Source organism: Salmonella sp. SSDFZ69 (assembly GCF_004010755.1).
Classification (GTDB): Bacteria; Pseudomonadota; Gammaproteobacteria; order Enterobacterales; family Enterobacteriaceae; genus Salmonella; species Salmonella enterica.
Map to the genome: position 1 here is coordinate 4147444 of NZ_CP034831.1, position 15994 is coordinate 4163437.

13 protein-coding genes, 1 tRNA gene and 2 pseudogenes are annotated in these 15994 nt (G+C 47.6%); 8 read left to right on the forward strand and 8 right to left on the reverse strand.

Going from position 1 to position 15994, the window contains the following annotated elements; genetic code table 11:
• Positions 1-116 precede the first annotated feature (116 nt).
• Positions 117-1358 carry an L-methionine/branched-chain amino acid transporter gene (yjeH, locus tag EOS98_RS20605; RefSeq protein WP_023207257.1) on the forward strand — a complete coding sequence of 414 codons (1242 nt, stop codon included), beginning with the start codon at positions 117-119 and terminating at the stop codon, positions 1356-1358.
• Between the two features lie 58 nt (positions 1359-1416).
• On the opposite strand, the gene EOS98_RS20610 is transcribed toward yjeH, so the two are convergent.
• Positions 1417-1893, reverse strand: coding sequence for an FxsA family protein (locus tag EOS98_RS20610; protein WP_001267291.1), 477 nt, complete (start codon positions 1891-1893; stop codon positions 1417-1419).
• 340 nt (positions 1894-2233) lie between these two features.
• On the opposite strand from EOS98_RS20610, the gene aspA reads away from it, so the two are divergent.
• The 6 genes from aspA (at position 2234) to EOS98_RS20640 (ending at position 8036) form a co-directional block, all read left to right on the forward strand.
• Entirely contained in the window at positions 2234-3670 is a 1437-nt protein-coding gene (gene aspA, locus EOS98_RS20615; protein WP_000069440.1) for an aspartate ammonia-lyase, read from the forward strand.
• Positions 3671-3784: 114 nt separating this feature from the next.
• Positions 3785-5086 carry an anaerobic C4-dicarboxylate transporter DcuA gene (gene dcuA, locus EOS98_RS20620; protein WP_000637595.1) on the forward strand — a complete coding sequence of 434 codons (1302 nt, stop codon included), beginning with the start codon at positions 3785-3787 and terminating at the stop codon, positions 5084-5086.
• Positions 5087-5206: 120 nt separating this feature from the next.
• Positions 5207-5554: a divalent cation tolerance protein CutA gene (gene cutA / locus EOS98_RS20625; protein ID WP_000887832.1), complete on the forward strand. Its 348-nt coding sequence runs from the start codon at positions 5207-5209 to the stop codon at positions 5552-5554.
• Positions 5530-7233: a protein-disulfide reductase DsbD gene (locus EOS98_RS20630; protein ID WP_000068882.1), complete on the forward strand. Its 1704-nt coding sequence runs from the start codon at positions 5530-5532 to the stop codon at positions 7231-7233. The genes cutA and EOS98_RS20630 overlap by 25 nt, the downstream gene beginning before the upstream one ends.
• A 36-nt stretch (positions 7234-7269) precedes the next feature.
• Positions 7270-7845, forward strand: a complete 576-nt coding sequence (locus EOS98_RS20635; RefSeq protein WP_001188509.1) for a transcriptional regulator — start codon at positions 7270-7272, stop codon at positions 7843-7845.
• Positions 7846-7960: 115 nt separating this feature from the next.
• Positions 7961-8036: transfer RNA gene (locus EOS98_RS20640), tRNA-Phe, on the forward strand.
• A gap of 78 nt (positions 8037-8114) precedes the next feature.
• Here EOS98_RS20640 and EOS98_RS25190 read toward each other — a convergent pair.
• A pseudogene (locus EOS98_RS25190) lies at positions 8115-8189 on the reverse strand (helix-turn-helix domain-containing protein); the annotation flags it as partial.
• Positions 8190-8299: 110 nt separating this feature from the next.
• Positions 8300-8401 (reverse strand): annotated as a pseudogene (locus tag EOS98_RS25195) (hypothetical protein); the annotation flags it as partial.
• 542 nt (positions 8402-8943) lie between these two features.
• On the opposite strand from EOS98_RS25195, the gene EOS98_RS20655 reads away from it, so the two are divergent.
• Positions 8944-11664, forward strand: coding sequence for a sigma 54-interacting transcriptional regulator (locus EOS98_RS20655; RefSeq protein WP_127821203.1), 2721 nt, complete (start codon positions 8944-8946; stop codon positions 11662-11664).
• Between the two features lie 41 nt (positions 11665-11705).
• Here EOS98_RS20655 and alsE read toward each other — a convergent pair whose 3' ends face one another.
• Genes alsE through EOS98_RS20680 form a run of 5 tightly spaced genes read right to left on the reverse strand, consistent with a single transcriptional unit; the run spans position 11706 to position 15994 of the window.
• On the reverse strand, positions 11706-12386 hold the full coding sequence (gene alsE / locus EOS98_RS20660) for a D-allulose 6-phosphate 3-epimerase (protein WP_001651305.1): 681 nt from the start codon (positions 12384-12386) through the stop codon (positions 11706-11708).
• A 1-nt stretch (position 12387) separates the two neighbouring features.
• Complete coding sequence (locus EOS98_RS20665) at positions 12388-13434, reverse strand: galactitol-1-phosphate 5-dehydrogenase (RefSeq protein ID WP_001651304.1); 1047 nt, start codon at positions 13432-13434, stop codon at positions 12388-12390.
• A gap of 28 nt (positions 13435-13462) precedes the next feature.
• On the reverse strand, positions 13463-14026 hold the full coding sequence (locus tag EOS98_RS20670) for an SIS domain-containing protein (protein WP_000201885.1): 564 nt from the start codon (positions 14024-14026) through the stop codon (positions 13463-13465).
• Positions 14027-15067, reverse strand: coding sequence for a galactitol-1-phosphate 5-dehydrogenase (locus EOS98_RS20675; protein ID WP_024797365.1), 1041 nt, complete (start codon positions 15065-15067; stop codon positions 14027-14029).
• Positions 15068-15121: 54 nt separating this feature from the next.
• Entirely contained in the window at positions 15122-15994 is an 873-nt protein-coding gene (locus EOS98_RS20680; protein WP_000257248.1) for a PTS system mannose/fructose/sorbose family transporter subunit IID, read from the reverse strand.

Here is a 15994-nt window from a genome sequence, read left to right on the forward strand (position 1 = left end):
ACTTATCTCACGTTTACCCAAGGTTTAGAACATCCTGCTATAAGAAAAGGCGTGTGTGATACGCTTAAAAATGCCTGTCGTCACCTGACGTTACAATGCCGCCGGATAATGAGCTGATGAATGAACTAAAAAAAGAGCTTGGGTTGGTTCAGGGCGTTATCTTGTTAACCACATCATTATTAGGGACTGGCGTTTTTGCGCTTCCGGAGCTGGCTGCGCTGGCGGCAGGCGACATCAGCCTTTGGGCATGGCCGCTGCTCATTATTTTGATTTTCCCTATTGCGATTGTCTTTGCTGTGCTGGGGCGTCATTTTCCACACGCTGGCGGCGTAGCGCATTTTGTCGGGATGGCATTTGGCCCGCGTCTGCAACGAGTGATCAGTTGGCTGTTTTTATCAGTCATTCCTGTTAGTTTTCCCGCAGCCTTGCATATTGCGGTGGGTTTCGGCCAGGCGCTGTTTGGCTGGCAAAGCGAACAGCTCTTATTTGGGGAGCTGGGTACTCTAGGTTTGCTATGGTTTATGGGATCGCGCGGCGCCAGCTCCAGCGCCAACCTGCAAGCCATTATCGCTGGATTAATTATCGCGCTTATTGCCGCCATTCTGTGGAAAGGCGCGATTAAACCTGCAGATATCACCTTCCCAGCCGCAAACGAAATCACCTTTTCCCGGCTGTGTACCGCCCTGGCGATCATGTTCTGGGGATTTGTGGGAATTGAGGCTTTTACGCATTTGTCGTCTGAATTTAAAAATCCTGAACGTGATTTTCCGCGCGCATTGATCATTGGCCTGATGCTGGCCGGCGCCATTTATTGGACCTGTACCGCCGTGGTGCTGCATTTTGGCGTCTATAGCGACAAGATAGCGGCAACAGCCTCGCTACCGCTTATTATTGTTCATCTCTTCGGTATCCAGGCGTTGTGGATAGCCTGCATTATTGGTTATCTCACCTGCTTTGCCAGCCTGAATGTGTATGCTCAGAGTTTTGCGCGTCTGATATGGACGCAAATGCAATATCAGCCCGATCACTATCTGGCTCAACTCTCTCCCGGGCGCCTTCCCTTGCACGCGTTAAACGTTATTCTGGCCTGTTGTTGCGTGAGTTCCCTGGTCGTCTACGCCCTGAAGATTAACCTCAATGCGCTGATCGTCTATGCTAACGGTATTTTTATTATGCTCTATCTGCTTTGTATGCTGGCGGGCTGTCGACTGTTGAAAGGGCGTTGCTATGCACTGGCGGTGACGGGTTGTCTACTGTGCCTGTTATTGCTGGCAATGCTGGGGTGGAAAAGCTTATATGCCATTATCATGCTGGCTGCATTATGGCTGTTTTTACCGAAGCGAAAACGCATGGCGTAAGACGCATTCGCTGGCCGGATAGCGCCTCACGCGACTTATCCGACCAACATCTCTACCTTTAATCCCGACGATCGTCTTTATGTTCAATACGATCGCGATCGTCATCTTTACGCTGATACTCGCCGTCAAATGTTTCGCCACCGCCAGTACCCGCGCTAAACCCGCCGCCCGGCATCCGGGAAAAACGTAAATGCGGCAACAACTTCAGCGTCAAATGTTTTTGCACTGGCGGTAACAAAAGGAGAAGGCCGAGAAAATCGGTGAAAAACCCCGGCAACAGGAGCAGTAAGCCAGCGATGATCAGCGATACACTCTTAATCATTTCTGCCGCCGGGCTCTCACCGGCCGCCATTTTTTGTTGCATCAGCAAAAAGTTTTTAAAACCCTGGTTACGTACCAGCGACATACCGATAACAGACGTAAAAATCACCAGGATTAGCGTCATCAGGACGCCAAGCACATGGGCGACCTGGATAAAGATAGAAATCTCAATGTAAACATAGAGAAAGACAGCTAAAAAGGGTATCCAGCGCAAAGGACTCTCCTGTAAGTCATGGCCGTCTGCGACGACCATTTGAATGGGGTTGCGATTCGCATCGATTCGATATGGTGGTGCGTAGCAAAATTTCAAGTGGTTTGTACACCTATTTTAGGTAGTAATACTAAAGCGGTGACCTATTTCACAAAATAATAAATAAGGGGTAAATTCCCACACTTTAAGTGATCCAGATTACGGTAGGAATTCTGAACCAGCATATGATCTCGTTTATCAGGCCGATGGAGGGGATAATCGTCGGTCAGAAAACATTCGAAATCACATATATCCTGTGTGTTTTAAAGTAAAAATCATTGGCAGCTTGAAAAAGAAGGTTCACATGTCAAACAACATTCGTATCGAAGAAGATCTGTTGGGTACCAGGGAAGTTCCAGCTGAAGCCTACTATGGTGTTCACACTCTGAGAGCGATTGAAAACTTCTACATTAGCAATAACAAAATCAGCGACATCCCTGAATTTGTGCGTGGCATGGTTATGGTAAAAAAAGCGGCGGCGCTGGCCAACAAAGAGCTGCAAACCATTCCTAAGAGTGTGGCGAATGCCATCATTGCCGCATGTGATGAAGTCCTTAACAACGGTAAGTGCATGGACCAGTTCCCGGTAGATGTCTACCAGGGCGGCGCGGGCACTTCCGTCAACATGAATACCAACGAAGTGCTGGCCAACATCGGGCTGGAACTGATGGGTCATCAGAAAGGTGAATATCAGTACCTGAACCCGAACGACCACGTGAATAAATGTCAATCCACTAACGACGCCTATCCGACAGGCTTCCGTGTAGCGGTTTACGCCTCTATCGTCAAACTGATCGATGCCATCAACCAGTTGCGTGAAGGTTTCGAACGTAAAGCGGTTGAATTCCAGGACATCCTGAAAATGGGTCGTACCCAGTTGCAGGACGCCGTACCGATGACGCTTGGTCAAGAATTCCGTGCGTTCAGCATCCTGCTGAAAGAAGAAGTGAAAAGCATCGAGCGTACTGCTGAGCTGCTGCTGGAAGTCAACCTTGGCGCAACGGCAATCGGTACCGGTCTGAACACGCCGAAAGAATACTCTCCGCTGGCGGTGAAAAAACTGGCTGAAGTCACTGGTTTCGCCTGTGTTCCGGCTGAAGATCTGATTGAGGCGACATCTGACTGTGGCGCATATGTTATGGTTCACAGCGCGCTGAAACGTTTGGCAGTGAAGATGTCCAAAATCTGTAACGACCTGCGCTTGCTCTCTTCTGGTCCTCGTGCCGGCCTGAACGAGATCAACCTGCCGGAACTGCAGGCGGGCTCTTCCATCATGCCAGCCAAAGTGAACCCGGTTGTACCGGAAGTCGTAAACCAGGTATGCTTTAAAGTCATCGGTAACGACACCACCGTTACGATGGCGGCGGAAGCCGGTCAGTTGCAGTTGAACGTTATGGAACCGGTTATCGGTCAGGCGATGTTCGAATCCATCCACATTCTGAGCAACGCGTGCTACAACCTGCTGGAAAAATGCGTTAACGGCATTACCGCGAATAAAGAAGTGTGCGAAGGGTACGTTTATAACTCCATCGGTATCGTCACTTACCTCAACCCGTTCATCGGCCACCACAACGGCGACATCGTCGGTAAAATCTGTGCTGAAACCGGTAAGAGCGTACGTGAAGTTGTGCTGGAGCGCGGCCTGTTAACGGAAGCCGAGCTGGACGATATTTTCTCCGTACAGAACTTGATGCACCCGGCTTATAAAGCTAAACGTTATACTGATGAAAGCGAACAGTAATCGTACAGGGTAGTACCAAAGAGGCACGTCACGATGACGTGCCTTTTTTCTTACAAGAAGTTACCAAATAACAACAATTTAATATCAACTTGTTAAACAACAAGGAAGGCTAATATGATAGTTGTCGAACTTATCATTGTTTTGCTGGCAATCTTTTTGGGCGCCAGACTTGGGGGCATCGGTATTGGATTCGCAGGTGGGCTGGGTGTTCTGGTACTTGCCGCCATCGGCGTGAAGCCAGGGACAATTCCATTCGATGTCATTTCCATCATCATGGCGGTTATCGCCGCGATCTCTGCTATGCAGGTCGCGGGCGGTCTGGATTATTTGGTAAACCAGACGGAAAAACTGCTGCGTAAGAACCCGAAATACATCACTATCCTCGCACCGATTGTGACCTATTTCCTGACTATTTTTGCTGGTACCGGGAACATTTCCCTGGCAACGCTGCCGGTTATTGCTGAAGTCGCGAAGGAGCAGGGAATCAAACCTTGCCGTCCGCTCTCGACCGCCGTGGTATCCGCGCAGATTGCGATTACCGCCTCGCCGATTTCTGCGGCCGTGGTGTATATGTCTTCTGTTATGGAAGGTCATGGCATTAGCTACATTCACCTGCTGTCCGTGGTTATCCCCTCTACGCTGCTGGCGGTGCTGGTGATGTCCTTCCTGGTCACGATGCTGTTCAACTCCAAACTGTCGGACGACCCGATTTACCGCAAGCGTCTGGAAGAAGGGCTGATTGAACTGCGTGGTGAAAAGCAGATTGAAATCAAACCGATGGCAAAAAATTCCGTCTGGCTGTTCCTGCTGGGCGTTATTTGCGTGGTTGTTTATGCGATTGTTAACAGTCCGAGCCTCGGCCTGGTTGAGAAACCGCTGATGAACACCACCAACGCTATTTTGATCATCATGTTGAGCGTCGCAACGCTGACCACCATCCTGTGTAAAGTGGAAACTGACGCCATCCTCAACTCCAGTACCTTTAAAGCAGGGATGAGCGCCTGTATCTGTATTCTGGGCGTGGCGTGGCTGGGCGATACTTTCGTATCCGCTAACATCGACTGGATCAAAGACACTGCGGGTAGCGTCATCCAGGGGCATCCGTGGCTGCTGGCCGTCATCTTCTTCTTTGCTTCCGCGCTGCTCTACTCTCAGGCGGCAACGGCGAAAGCGCTGATGCCGATGGCGCTGGCGCTGAACGTCTCTCCGCTGACGGCAGTCGCTTCCTTCGCCGCCGTTTCCGGCCTGTTCATTTTGCCGACCTACCCGACTCTGGTTGCGGCGGTACAGATGGATGACACCGGTACAACCCGTATCGGTAAATTCGTCTTTAACCACCCGTTCTTCATCCCAGGCACCCTGGGCGTCGTTCTGGCTGTCTGCTTCGGCTTCCTGCTGGGCAGCTTTATGCTGTAAGTGTTTCACCCGCGGGGCGTATCACGCCCCGCATTCTCCCGCCCTTTGACTAACATCCTGCCCTCGTCCGTTGTATAGTGACCGTTCACTTGCGGGTCTTTTTGTTCTTTCGAGGTGTTTATGCTTGATGTTAAGAGTCAGGATATTTCCATCCCCGAGGCCGTTGTGGTGCTTTGTACCGCCCCGGATGAAGCTACCGCCCAGGATCTGGCCGCCAAAGTGCTGGCGGAAAAACTGGCCGCCTGCGCCACCCTCCTCCCCGGCGCGACATCGCTGTACTACTGGGAAGGCAAGCTGGAGCAGGAGTATGAAGTTCAAATGATCTTAAAAACCACCGTTTCACATCAGCAAGCGCTTATCGACTGCCTGAAGTCTCATCACCCGTATCAAACGCCTGAACTTCTGGTTTTACCTGTTACTCACGGAGATACTGATTACCTCTCATGGCTCAACGCATCTTTACGCTGATCCTGCTGCTGTGCAGCACATCCGCCTTCGCCGGATTATTCGACGCGCCGGGTCGCTCGCAGTTCGTCCCTGCCGACCGGGCGTTTGTTTTTGATTTTCAGCAAAATCAACACGATCTTACCCTCTCCTGGCAGGTAAAAGAGGGTTACTACCTTTACCGTAAACAAATCAGTATCACGCCGACGAAAGCGGATATCGCCGCAGTCCAACTCCCGGCAGGCGTCTGGCATGAAGATGAGTTCTACGGAAAAAGCGAAATCTACCGTAAGCGGCTAAACGTTCCGGTAACGGTTAACCAGGCGGCGGCTGGCGCGACATTAACGATAACGTACCAGGGGTGCGCCGATGCGGGATTCTGTTATCCGCCGGAAACGAAAACGGTGCCGCTAAGTGAAGTCGCCGCGGCAATAGACGCCACGCCGACGCCTGCTGTCACCCAGACGAGTGAGACGTCAAAACCCGCCGCCCAGCTACCTTTTTCCGCGCTCTGGGCGCTGCTGATCGGCATAGGCATCGCCTTTACGCCCTGCGTTTTACCCATGTATCCGCTGATTTCCGGTATTGTCCTGGGGGGAAGGCAACGTTTGTCGACGGGACGCGCACTGCTGCTGGCCTTTATCTATGTACAAGGGATGGCGCTGACCTATACCGCACTGGGTCTGGTCGTCGCCGCGGCGGGATTACAGTTTCAGGCGGCTCTGCAGCACCCTTATGTGTTAATCGGCCTTGCCATCGTGTTCACCCTGCTTGCGTTGTCGATGTTTGGCCTGTTCACACTACAGCTCCCCTCCTCACTGCAAACCCGGCTGACATTAATGAGTAATCGTCAGCAAGGCGGCTCGCCCGGCGGTGTTTTTGTTATGGGGGCGATTGCCGGATTAATTTGCTCGCCCTGTACCACAGCGCCATTAAGCGCGATCCTGCTTTATATCGCTCAGAGCGGCAACATGTGGCTGGGCGGCGGTACGCTGTATTTGTATGCATTAGGTATGGGTCTGCCGCTAATGCTGGTCACCGTGTTTGGCAACCGTCTGCTACCGAAAAGCGGCCCGTGGATGGCGCATGTTAAAACCGCTTTTGGTTTCGTGATCCTCGCGTTACCGGTCTTTTTACTGGAGCGGATTATTGGCGAGGCTTGGGGTTTACGTCTGTGGTCGCTGCTGGGCGTCGCTTTCTTTGGTTGGGCCTTTATCACCAGCCTTCAGGCCAGACGAGCGTGGATGCGTATCGTACAGATTATCCTGCTGGCGGCAGCGCTCATTAGCGTGCGGCCTCTACAGGATTGGGCGTTCGGATCGCCATCCGCGCAAGCTCCAGCGCACCTCAATTTCACGGCTATTTCTACCGTGGACGAGCTCAATCAGGCGCTGGCGCAGGCCAAAGGCAAACCCGTTATGCTGGATTTCTACGCCGACTGGTGCGTGGCCTGTAAAGAGTTTGAAAAGTATACCTTCAGCGATCCGAGGGTCCAGCAGGCGCTCGGCGACACGGTGCTCTTGCAGGCTAACGTCACCGCTAACAATGCGCAGGACGCCGCGCTGTTAAAGCATCTGCAAGTCCTCGGGCTGCCCACCATTCTGTTCTTTAATGCCCAAGGCCAGGAACAGCCGCAATCGCGAGTCACCGGCTTTATGGACGCCGCCACCTTTAGCGCGCATTTGCACGATCGCCAACCGTGAGCGACACTTGCAAAAGCAAAGACGGAGGAGAATACCGTGCAACGTGAAGATATTCTGGGAGAAGCTCTGAAATTACTGGAGACGCAAGGGATAGCCGATACTACGCTGGAAATGGTGGCGGAGCGCGTAAATCGCCCACTCGACACATTACAGCGTTTCTGGCCAGATAAAGAAGCCATTTTATATGACGCGCTACGTTATCTGAGTCAGCAGGTAGATATCTGGCGACGCCAGCTTCTTCTTGATGAGACGCTTTCTGCTGAACAAAAGCTACTGGCACGCTACAGCGCGCTTTCGGAATGTGTCAGTAATAACCGTTATCCTGGTTGTCTGTTCATTGCCGCCTGTACGTTTTATCCCGATCCAACCCATCCGATTCACCAACTGGCTAATCAACAAAAACGCGCGGCACATGATTTTACCCATGAGCTACTGACCACGCTGGAAATTGACGATCCGGCGATGGTTGCAAGGCAGATGGAACTGGTGCTGGAAGGTTGTCTCAGCCGAATGCTGGTCAACCGCAGTCAGGCTGATGTAGATACCGCTCAGCGGTTGGCGGAAGATATTCTGCGTTTTGCACAGTGCCGTCAGGGTGGAGCGCTCACCTGACGGGTACTGATTTTATGCATTTTGCCTGAAAAGCAGGCAGTCAGCGCGCTTTTATCACTTTTTTCGTGTAAAGCCGTTGACGACCGCGCCCCTTTACGGTTTAATGCGCCCCGTTGCCCGGATAGCTCAGTCGGTAGAGCAGGGGATTGAAAATCCCCGTGTCCTTGGTTCGATTCCGAGTCCGGGCACCACTTATTCAGAAAACCCAGCCTATGGCTGGGTTTTTGCTTTTCTGGGAATGGAAATCCGTAGCCCCATCTCCGGCCTGACTAGCTATAACGGGAAGGCCAGATTTTCTCTGGCGCAACGCCCAGCGCTTCGGCGATCAGCCGCTCATCTTTGGGCCTGGGTCACCACCACTTTTGGGAATTTCCACCCGCCGAACTGGCGGTGGGAAGTAGCTCCCGGATGCCATTCGGTTCCAGAGTTTGTAAAGGTTGACCGTCAGGTCATTGAATGAATCTTCATCTTTACGCTCGAATGCCCCTTTTCCAGACTCGGCATCAGCTAAGCTATTACGCCAGTATGAAGTGAATCCCTGAGTATTGCTGTCCATTCTCCATCCCATAACGTCAATAAAACTATTGATTTCGTGGATATTGATATAACTCATGGCTCAACATTGTTCACGATGCGAGCGCGATCACAATGATTTATTTGTGTCTGAAAGGTACTCAGTGCTACTGACAGGATTTAAGAGATCAGTATTACTATTTTATTAACTCGTTTTTTTGCTATGTTCTGTTGTTCATCAAGAAGTAATTGGTCCGGGAAGAAGCGAAACGTTTTAGTTGCGCCGGGTTATTGCAACATTACCTACCAGCAACAAGAAAATAGCAGACTGATTGTCATAGTAAAAATCCCTCTTTAGGTGTATATCTATTGTAGAAATCCCATTGAAACGAAGTGCCGCTTTCAATGTGGTTGTGGTATGTAGCATCAACTTATTCGTTTCATTGTTATGAAATGATCGATTGTTGATTATAACAATGTATAACATTCCCGTTTACACGATTGGCGTGCTCAATATAGAAATTGCGCTAAAACAACACAAAAGCGCGCGCCAAACATAATACCCTACAAAAAATGTGATCTCCGATGAACAGAAAAGAGAAAATATTTCAGGCAGTTTGTGAGCTTTGTATCACTTTTCCTAATGGATTGACAACTGAGCAGATTGCACTATATACAAATATTGCCAGGCCCAATGTTAGTAATTATTTAAATCAATTTATTAAAGAGAATAAAATAGTCAAATCCAGCACTCGCCCAGTACTTTACTCTATCAAAAAAGAAAACCTTAAAACCATTCATCAGAGTGCTAATCTGCCTGTGCCTGATGTACAAAAAGAGCCTTTCCAGTATTTTCTGGGGTATAACGGAAGCATTAAAAAACAAATCAATCAGGCTAAAGCTGCTGTTATGTATCCTCCGCATGGATTGCATACGCTGTTAACGGGGGACACTGGTGTAGGGAAAAGTCTTTTTGCCAGTCTGATGTATAATTACGCTGTTTATCAGAATGCGCTTGATAAAAATTCACCGTTTATCGTTTTTAACTGTGCTGATTATGCCAGTAATCCGCAATTATTGGTTTCTCATATCTTTGGCCATGTAAAAGGCGCTTTTACCGGTGCTACCAGAGATAAATTTGGCCTACTCAGTGAAGCAGATGGTGGAATGTTATTTCTTGATGAAGTTCATCGCTTGCCGCCTGAAGGGCAAGAAATGATATTTTATTTTATGGATACAGGCACTTATGGGTTGCTAGGGGAGACACAGCGTAGTCGTAAGGCACAAATATTACTTATTTGCGCCACCACCGAAGAGCCTAATTCTACGCTGCTTTCCACTTTTCTGCGGCGTATCCCAATCAAAATCAATATTCCTAATCTTGCCGAACGTTCACCTGGCGATCAGGTCGATCTATTAAAATATCTGCTGGAAATCGAAGCCAGAAAAATCAACTGCGCCATAACTATTGATACCGACAGCGCTAAAGCAATCATCGGCTCGTCTTTCTCTGGTAACGTGGGTAAATTAAAATCGACTATCCAGTCCGTATGCGCCCACTTTTTTATCGAAGATAATAATCCTAACCAGCTTAATATTACTTACGATAAACTCATCTCTGATATCAAAGTGGGAATTTTTAATCTGGCGCGTGACAACGATTATCTGGTTGGGTTGCAGCATGCACTGGCTGGTACTATCACGATCATGCCTGATAACTCACATTCGGGCCTGGACTTATACACAGATATTGATGTAAATAAACATAATACTCCTTTTCAGGTCTATGATGTTATTGATAAGAAAATCCAATTCATGCTGGAGCAAAATTTTTCAGATACTGATATAAATAATTACATCACTTCTGAAATCAACCAGTATATCGACTTGAGTTTACCCAAAAAGCTTGAACATGTTGATCACGGTTTACCGAATGCGACACTAGTCTTCTGTCAGTCGTTAAAAAATGAATTAGAGCTTCAGTTGAATAAAGAGTTCAGCCATGGATTTCTGCTGTCTTTGGGGTACCATCTGAATAATATTATACAAAAAAGAACCCGCTCACGCACGAATACCTGGATAAGACATTATCGCGTTGATAACCTTGAAGAATATGAATCTGCGCTGACAATCAAAAAACGACTGTATAAAGAATTTGATATTGATATTAATGATGATGAAGTTGTCTATCTGACCATTCTTTTGGCCTCGCTGGTGGTTCGTGAACGTGATAAGCATATCCACGTTATCGTTGCGACCCATGGTGATATGATCGCCAGCAACATGGTCGACATAGCAAAAATATTAATTGCTGAAGATAATATATCAGCCGTCAATATGCCGTTGGATATCCGCCCGAACCAGGCCATTGCGCAAATCAAGCAAACCATCACAGCTTACTCAAATGCAAAAGGATTTTTATTATTAGTGGATATGGGATCGCTCATCCAGGCGGGATATCTCTTATCACAAGAGTGTAATGTCCCCGTCAGAACTCTGGACATGGTTTCTACTCCCTTAGTGATTGAAGCACTTAGACGCTCGGCACTGCTGGATGCCGATCTGGATGACATTTATTTGAGCCTGCAACATTTCAAAGGTTACGGCGTCAGTGAACACAATGCGGTAGTTACTGGCAATAAACCATTGGCAGTACTGGCTATTTGTTCGTCTGGCGAAGGGATTGCCCGGAAACTTAAAAATTTATTAAGCTCAGTACTGGAAGAGATGAATCGTAAAGATATCCATATCATTAACCTGTCGGTTGAAGAGGTGCTCAATACGAAGCATAAAATCACTACTGAATATCAGGTGTTGCTTTCAATTGGCGTGATTAACCCCGGACTGGATGTACCCTATATTTCACTGCCAGATTTCTTTTCACCAAAAGGTGAATTGACATTCCAGACCATCATCGGTGGGGCTTTTCCGGTGATGGTTGAAAATAAAAACCCGGTAACGCTTACTAAACTGGCTGAACAATATCTACAAGAGTTTTTAACTTACCTGAATCCGAAAAAAATCGTGCCCATCGTCATGCTTTTTCTGCAGCAGTTGAAAGAACAACGTCACTTTGATGAATTCGGTTCCAATTTACTCAATATGATTGTGCATACCTGCGTTGCGATAGAGCGTTCGGTTCGTAATGAAACCATAACGTATAACAAACTTAATCGGGAAGCATACTTGATGAGCGAATTATTTAAAATATATCAAAAGGCCAATGAGATACTGGAGGATAAACTTGATGTCAAACTCAATGATGACGAGCTACTTTTCATTATTGATATGCTGGAAAAAGAGTAAAAAGATTATCAGGCGTCGGGATGCCAACGCCTGTTAGAGCCTTATGCCAGCGCTTCTGCCAGATCTCGTTGCATAATCTGCCAGGCTTCACCAATATCTTCTGAGTGACCGAAAAGACCACTGGAACCGACAATCAGCACATCAGCCCCGGCTTCCACTAATGCACTATAGGTGTTTTTATTACAAGAGCCGTCAACTTCAATTAAAAATTCCAGTTGATGCTGCTGCCGATATTCTGCAAAGGCAGCAATCTTTTTCAGCATTGCGGATATAAATGCTTGTCCGGCAAAACCCGGATCCACCGTCATAATAGTCACTTTATCCACACGATCCAGATATAACGTAACGATGTCGAGTTGGGTTTCCGGGTTTACAACTAATCCACATTTCATTCCCGCTGAGCGAATATTGTCAATCAGACGGAATGCCTGCCCATTTGCCGTTTCAGCATGAAAGCTCACCATGGATGCGCCGGCGTCGGCCAGGGTACTGATATAATCTTGCGGGTTAGTCACCATGAGATGGCAATCAATGGGGGCGCTTGCCACCCGCTTCATCTGCGATACAAAAAACGGCGACAGTGTCAAATTTGGAACATAGTGACCATCCATAATATCGACATGGAAATAACCGATTTTATCGTTCAGAAAACTAACTTGCTCTTCAAGCCGTAATAAATCCATGCACATTAGCGAGGGGGCGATTAAAGGGGATTTCATCATATTACTCCTTTGTAACCATCATACCTTTACAGGTAAAACCACGACGATGGTGGAATGTGTCAAAAAGATCTATAACGCTGTCGATTTCTACCTGATGAGAAATTAAGTCATTGACCTGTAATTTCCCTGAACTAATCGCGGCGGCTGCATCAGCCCATTCGTCGTGCGGCATTTGTTTATAAACTGAATTATAAACACTGGCGATAACCGCTTCTTTACGCATTACTTTGTCATATACTTCACGTGGAATTTGCATATCACCATGCGGATTGCCCATCAGCATCACTTTGCCGTAAACACGACAGGCTAACAGCGCCTGGGTTAATCCGGCGCATGAACCACTTCCTTCAATCGTGACATGCGCACCAAAACCATCAGTCTCTTTCAACACCCACTCAACCGCATCCTCTTCAGTGGCGAGGCACACATGTTCGAATCCCAGTTCGCGGCAGAACTCGACTTTTTTCGGATCCACATCAATCAGCATGACTTTTTGCGCACCGTAAATCGTCGCCCAACGCGCTGCCATTAGCCCTATCGGACCTGCGCCAATAATGACGATACTGTCATTCAGATCCAGGTTAGCACGCCGTATGACATGCAAAGCAATGGTAGCCGGTTCAAGCATAGCCGCTGCGCTGTAGCTGACATGATCAGGGAATTCGACGAGATTAAATTCCGGAACCGTTAAATATTCACTAAAACCACCGTCACGACGGGAACCGTAAGAGCTGTAGTTCAGGCAGCGAGGATAGTGGTGCTGCTGGCAAAACTCGCACGTCATGCACGGTACAATTGGGAATACGGCCATCCGCTTGCCAATCAATGCAGGATCGCCGCCCAAACCAACCGCCTCAACCCGACCGGCGAACTCATGCCCCAGTACGCGCGGAAAACTCAGCGTGCCTGTTTGATACGCCCTTGGCACATCCGAACCACACAACCCGGAAGCCATCACTTTCAGCAACACCTCACCCGCTTGAGGGACTGGCATGTTACGTTCCTGTAACTCGAGGTGACCAATGGCCGTCAATGCAACTACTTTCATTCTGCTTCTCCTCCGTTTTCAACGGCGATTATTCAAGGTTTGCATGATTAAGCTTCACATTAGCCAGCGATAATTGCTTGATAGCCATAATTTCAAGACAAACAAGATCGCCAAACAGGACCAAAGATTGTTCAAATAGCGTGGTCATAGGTTGAATCGAAATATATTCCCCTGTTCCACCTTTTGAGCCACAGTGAAAATCGACAATAACGTCCGCAAGCTGAGCAATTGAACTTGTCGGGCTGGAAGTCAGATGAACAATTTTTGCATCATAGCGTTTAGCGCAGGCAGTAATATGCTTTGGAAAGATTGATTCACCAGACCCCGAGCCCACTACCAAAATATCTTTAGGTCCAATAGGGGGTTCATTAACTGCCCCAACGACACAGGCGTTGATGCCCAGATGGTTAAGACGCTTGACGGTCATTTCAAGTGCGAGTAAAACGCGCCCTACGCCGACAAAGAAAACTTTTTCAGCCTGCAATAGTGTCGAAATATATTCATCAATTTGCCGTTCATCAATTCTGCTCAGAACCATTGAGAGTTCTTTTTCGATTATTCCGACATTTTCACGATAATTTTTCGTTGCCATTTACATCACCATCATTCCCTTACAAAAGGGGACTTTACTGTCGCGAATAAGATTAAATAAGGCAGACAACTCTTCCATCGGAACGGCATGGGTGATCAGATCGCTCACTTTTAGCTTGCCGGACTGAATAGCCGCAGCAGCATCTTTCCACTCATCATGTGGCCGTTGTGAATAAATAGAGTTAAAGACGCCCATAATCTGCGCTTCTTTACGCATAAATTTATCGTAGATTTCGCGCGGAATATTGACGTCAGTGTGTGGGTTCCCCAGCATCAATACTTTGCCAAATACCCGACAGGACATCAGAGAGTTAATGAATCCCGAGGAGGAACCACTGCCCTCAATACAGACATCAGCACCATAACCTTCTGTCTGTTGCATCACCCACTCGACAGGATCTGTCTGGCTTGCGTCGCAGATATCTGTGAATCCCAGGGCGCGACAAAACTCTATTTTCTTCTGGTCAATATCAACCAGCAATACTTTCTTAGCACCATAGATCGCCGCCCAGCGTGCAATCATAATCCCGATGGGCCCCATGCCATAAATCACGACGCTATCATTAAGATCCAGATGCGCGCGACGCATTACATGTAAACCAACAACAGCCGGTTCGAGCATAGCGGCTTCACGTAAATCTGCATCATCATCAAGCAATACCAGGTTAAATTCAGGCACGCTGAGGTATTCGCTAAACCCACCATCCTGACGTGAGCCAAAATAGCTGTAATGTGTACATTTCGCATAGTAACGCTCTTTACAAAATGCACATTCATTACAAGGAATAAGTGGGAAAATAGCAGTTTTACGACCGACCAGATCCTCTTTAACCCCTTCGCCGACTGCCACAATATGACCAGAAAATTCGTGCCCCAAAACAATAGGATAATGATAAGGACCATTGACAAATGCTCTTGGAATATCAGATCCACAGATACCTGCCGCACCTATTTTAACTAAAACCTCTCCAGCTCCTGGCGTAGGAATAGCTCTTTCCTGCAACTCGAATTTACCGAGTTCAGTTAATGATAACACTTTCATACTTTTTTTCCTCGGAGACTAGTGCCCGCAGGCACTAGTATTAGTAGTAATCAATTATTTTGTAACAGGCACTGCCAGTATCCCCAGATAAGAGGAGATAATACCGACAATAAAGATAACCGCGATTACAGTATTAGGCTTCATTTTTCTATTTACCATTTTCAGGATACCTAGCGTTATCAATAATGGAATCAGCGATGGCAGCAATGTATTTAAAATATCCTGGAAGACTACCGTAACTCCGTTTAAGTTAATTGAGGCCGGAGTGATAATATTAACTCTGGATGCCGCCATACCACCAACCACCATCAGACCAATGAGTCCAAATGCGTCGGTTAATTTATCCATTAATCCTTTTTTCAGAATATCAAGGATAACGGTACGACCTTTACTGTATCCCAGAAAGAACATATTCAGGCTACAGAATATCATGATGAATTTATAGAAAACTTCAAACAGTATCGGACCCGCTATATTTCCCTGTATAGCAAGATTACAGGCAATGGCCGCCAGAATGGAATATACGATTGCTTGCAGAGTATCACCAATACCGGCTACCGGCCCCATTAAGCCTGAGCGTAGTGACGTAATGGCCTCTGGTGGTAGCTGGGCACCATTGGCCCGTTGTTCTTCCATTGCAACTGAAACACCGGTGATCACATGACCACAAAATGAAGGCTCGGTATTAAAAAAGTTAAGATATTTTTTTAACTCTTGTACTTGCCTGGCTTTGTCATTTGGATACAGTTTACGGATAACCGGCACCATGGCGCTGGTTTGTCCAAGAGCCTGTAAACGTTCATAGTTATAACAGGTTTCGGATGAATAGTTTAAAGCCCATGTTTTAAGCAACTCTTTACGGGTAAGCGTAGAGGTATTTGGAGTTTCGTTGGGCTGAGATTCATTTAGAGTCTGATATGTTGCCAT

What these genes read in the sequence shown, in the direction of transcription:
- yjeH (WP_023207257.1), top strand. Translation starts at nt 117, where the DNA reads ATGAATGAACTAAAAAAAGAGCTTGGGTTGGTTCAGGGCGTTATCTTG.
- aspA (WP_000069440.1), top strand. Translation starts at nt 2,234, where the DNA reads ATGTCAAACAACATTCGTATCGAAGAAGATCTGTTGGGTACCAGGGAA.
- dcuA (WP_000637595.1), top strand. Translation starts at nt 3,785, where the DNA reads ATGATAGTTGTCGAACTTATCATTGTTTTGCTGGCAATCTTTTTGGGC.
- cutA (WP_000887832.1), top strand. Translation starts at nt 5,207, where the DNA reads ATGCTTGATGTTAAGAGTCAGGATATTTCCATCCCCGAGGCCGTTGTG.
- EOS98_RS20630 (WP_000068882.1), top strand. Translation starts at nt 5,530, where the DNA reads ATGGCTCAACGCATCTTTACGCTGATCCTGCTGCTGTGCAGCACATCC.
- EOS98_RS20655 (WP_127821203.1), top strand. Translation starts at nt 8,944, where the DNA reads ATGAACAGAAAAGAGAAAATATTTCAGGCAGTTTGTGAGCTTTGTATC.
- alsE (WP_001651305.1), bottom strand. Translation starts at nt 12,386, where the DNA reads ATGATGAAATCCCCTTTAATCGCCCCCTCGCTAATGTGCATGGATTTA.
- EOS98_RS20665 (WP_001651304.1), bottom strand. Translation starts at nt 13,434, where the DNA reads ATGAAAGTAGTTGCATTGACGGCCATTGGTCACCTCGAGTTACAGGAA.
- EOS98_RS20670 (WP_000201885.1), bottom strand. Translation starts at nt 14,026, where the DNA reads ATGGCAACGAAAAATTATCGTGAAAATGTCGGAATAATCGAAAAAGAA.
- EOS98_RS20675 (WP_024797365.1), bottom strand. Translation starts at nt 15,067, where the DNA reads ATGAAAGTGTTATCATTAACTGAACTCGGTAAATTCGAGTTGCAGGAA.
- EOS98_RS20680 (WP_000257248.1), bottom strand. Translation starts at nt 15,994, where the DNA reads ATGGCAACATATCAGACTCTAAATGAATCTCAGCCCAACGAAACTCCA.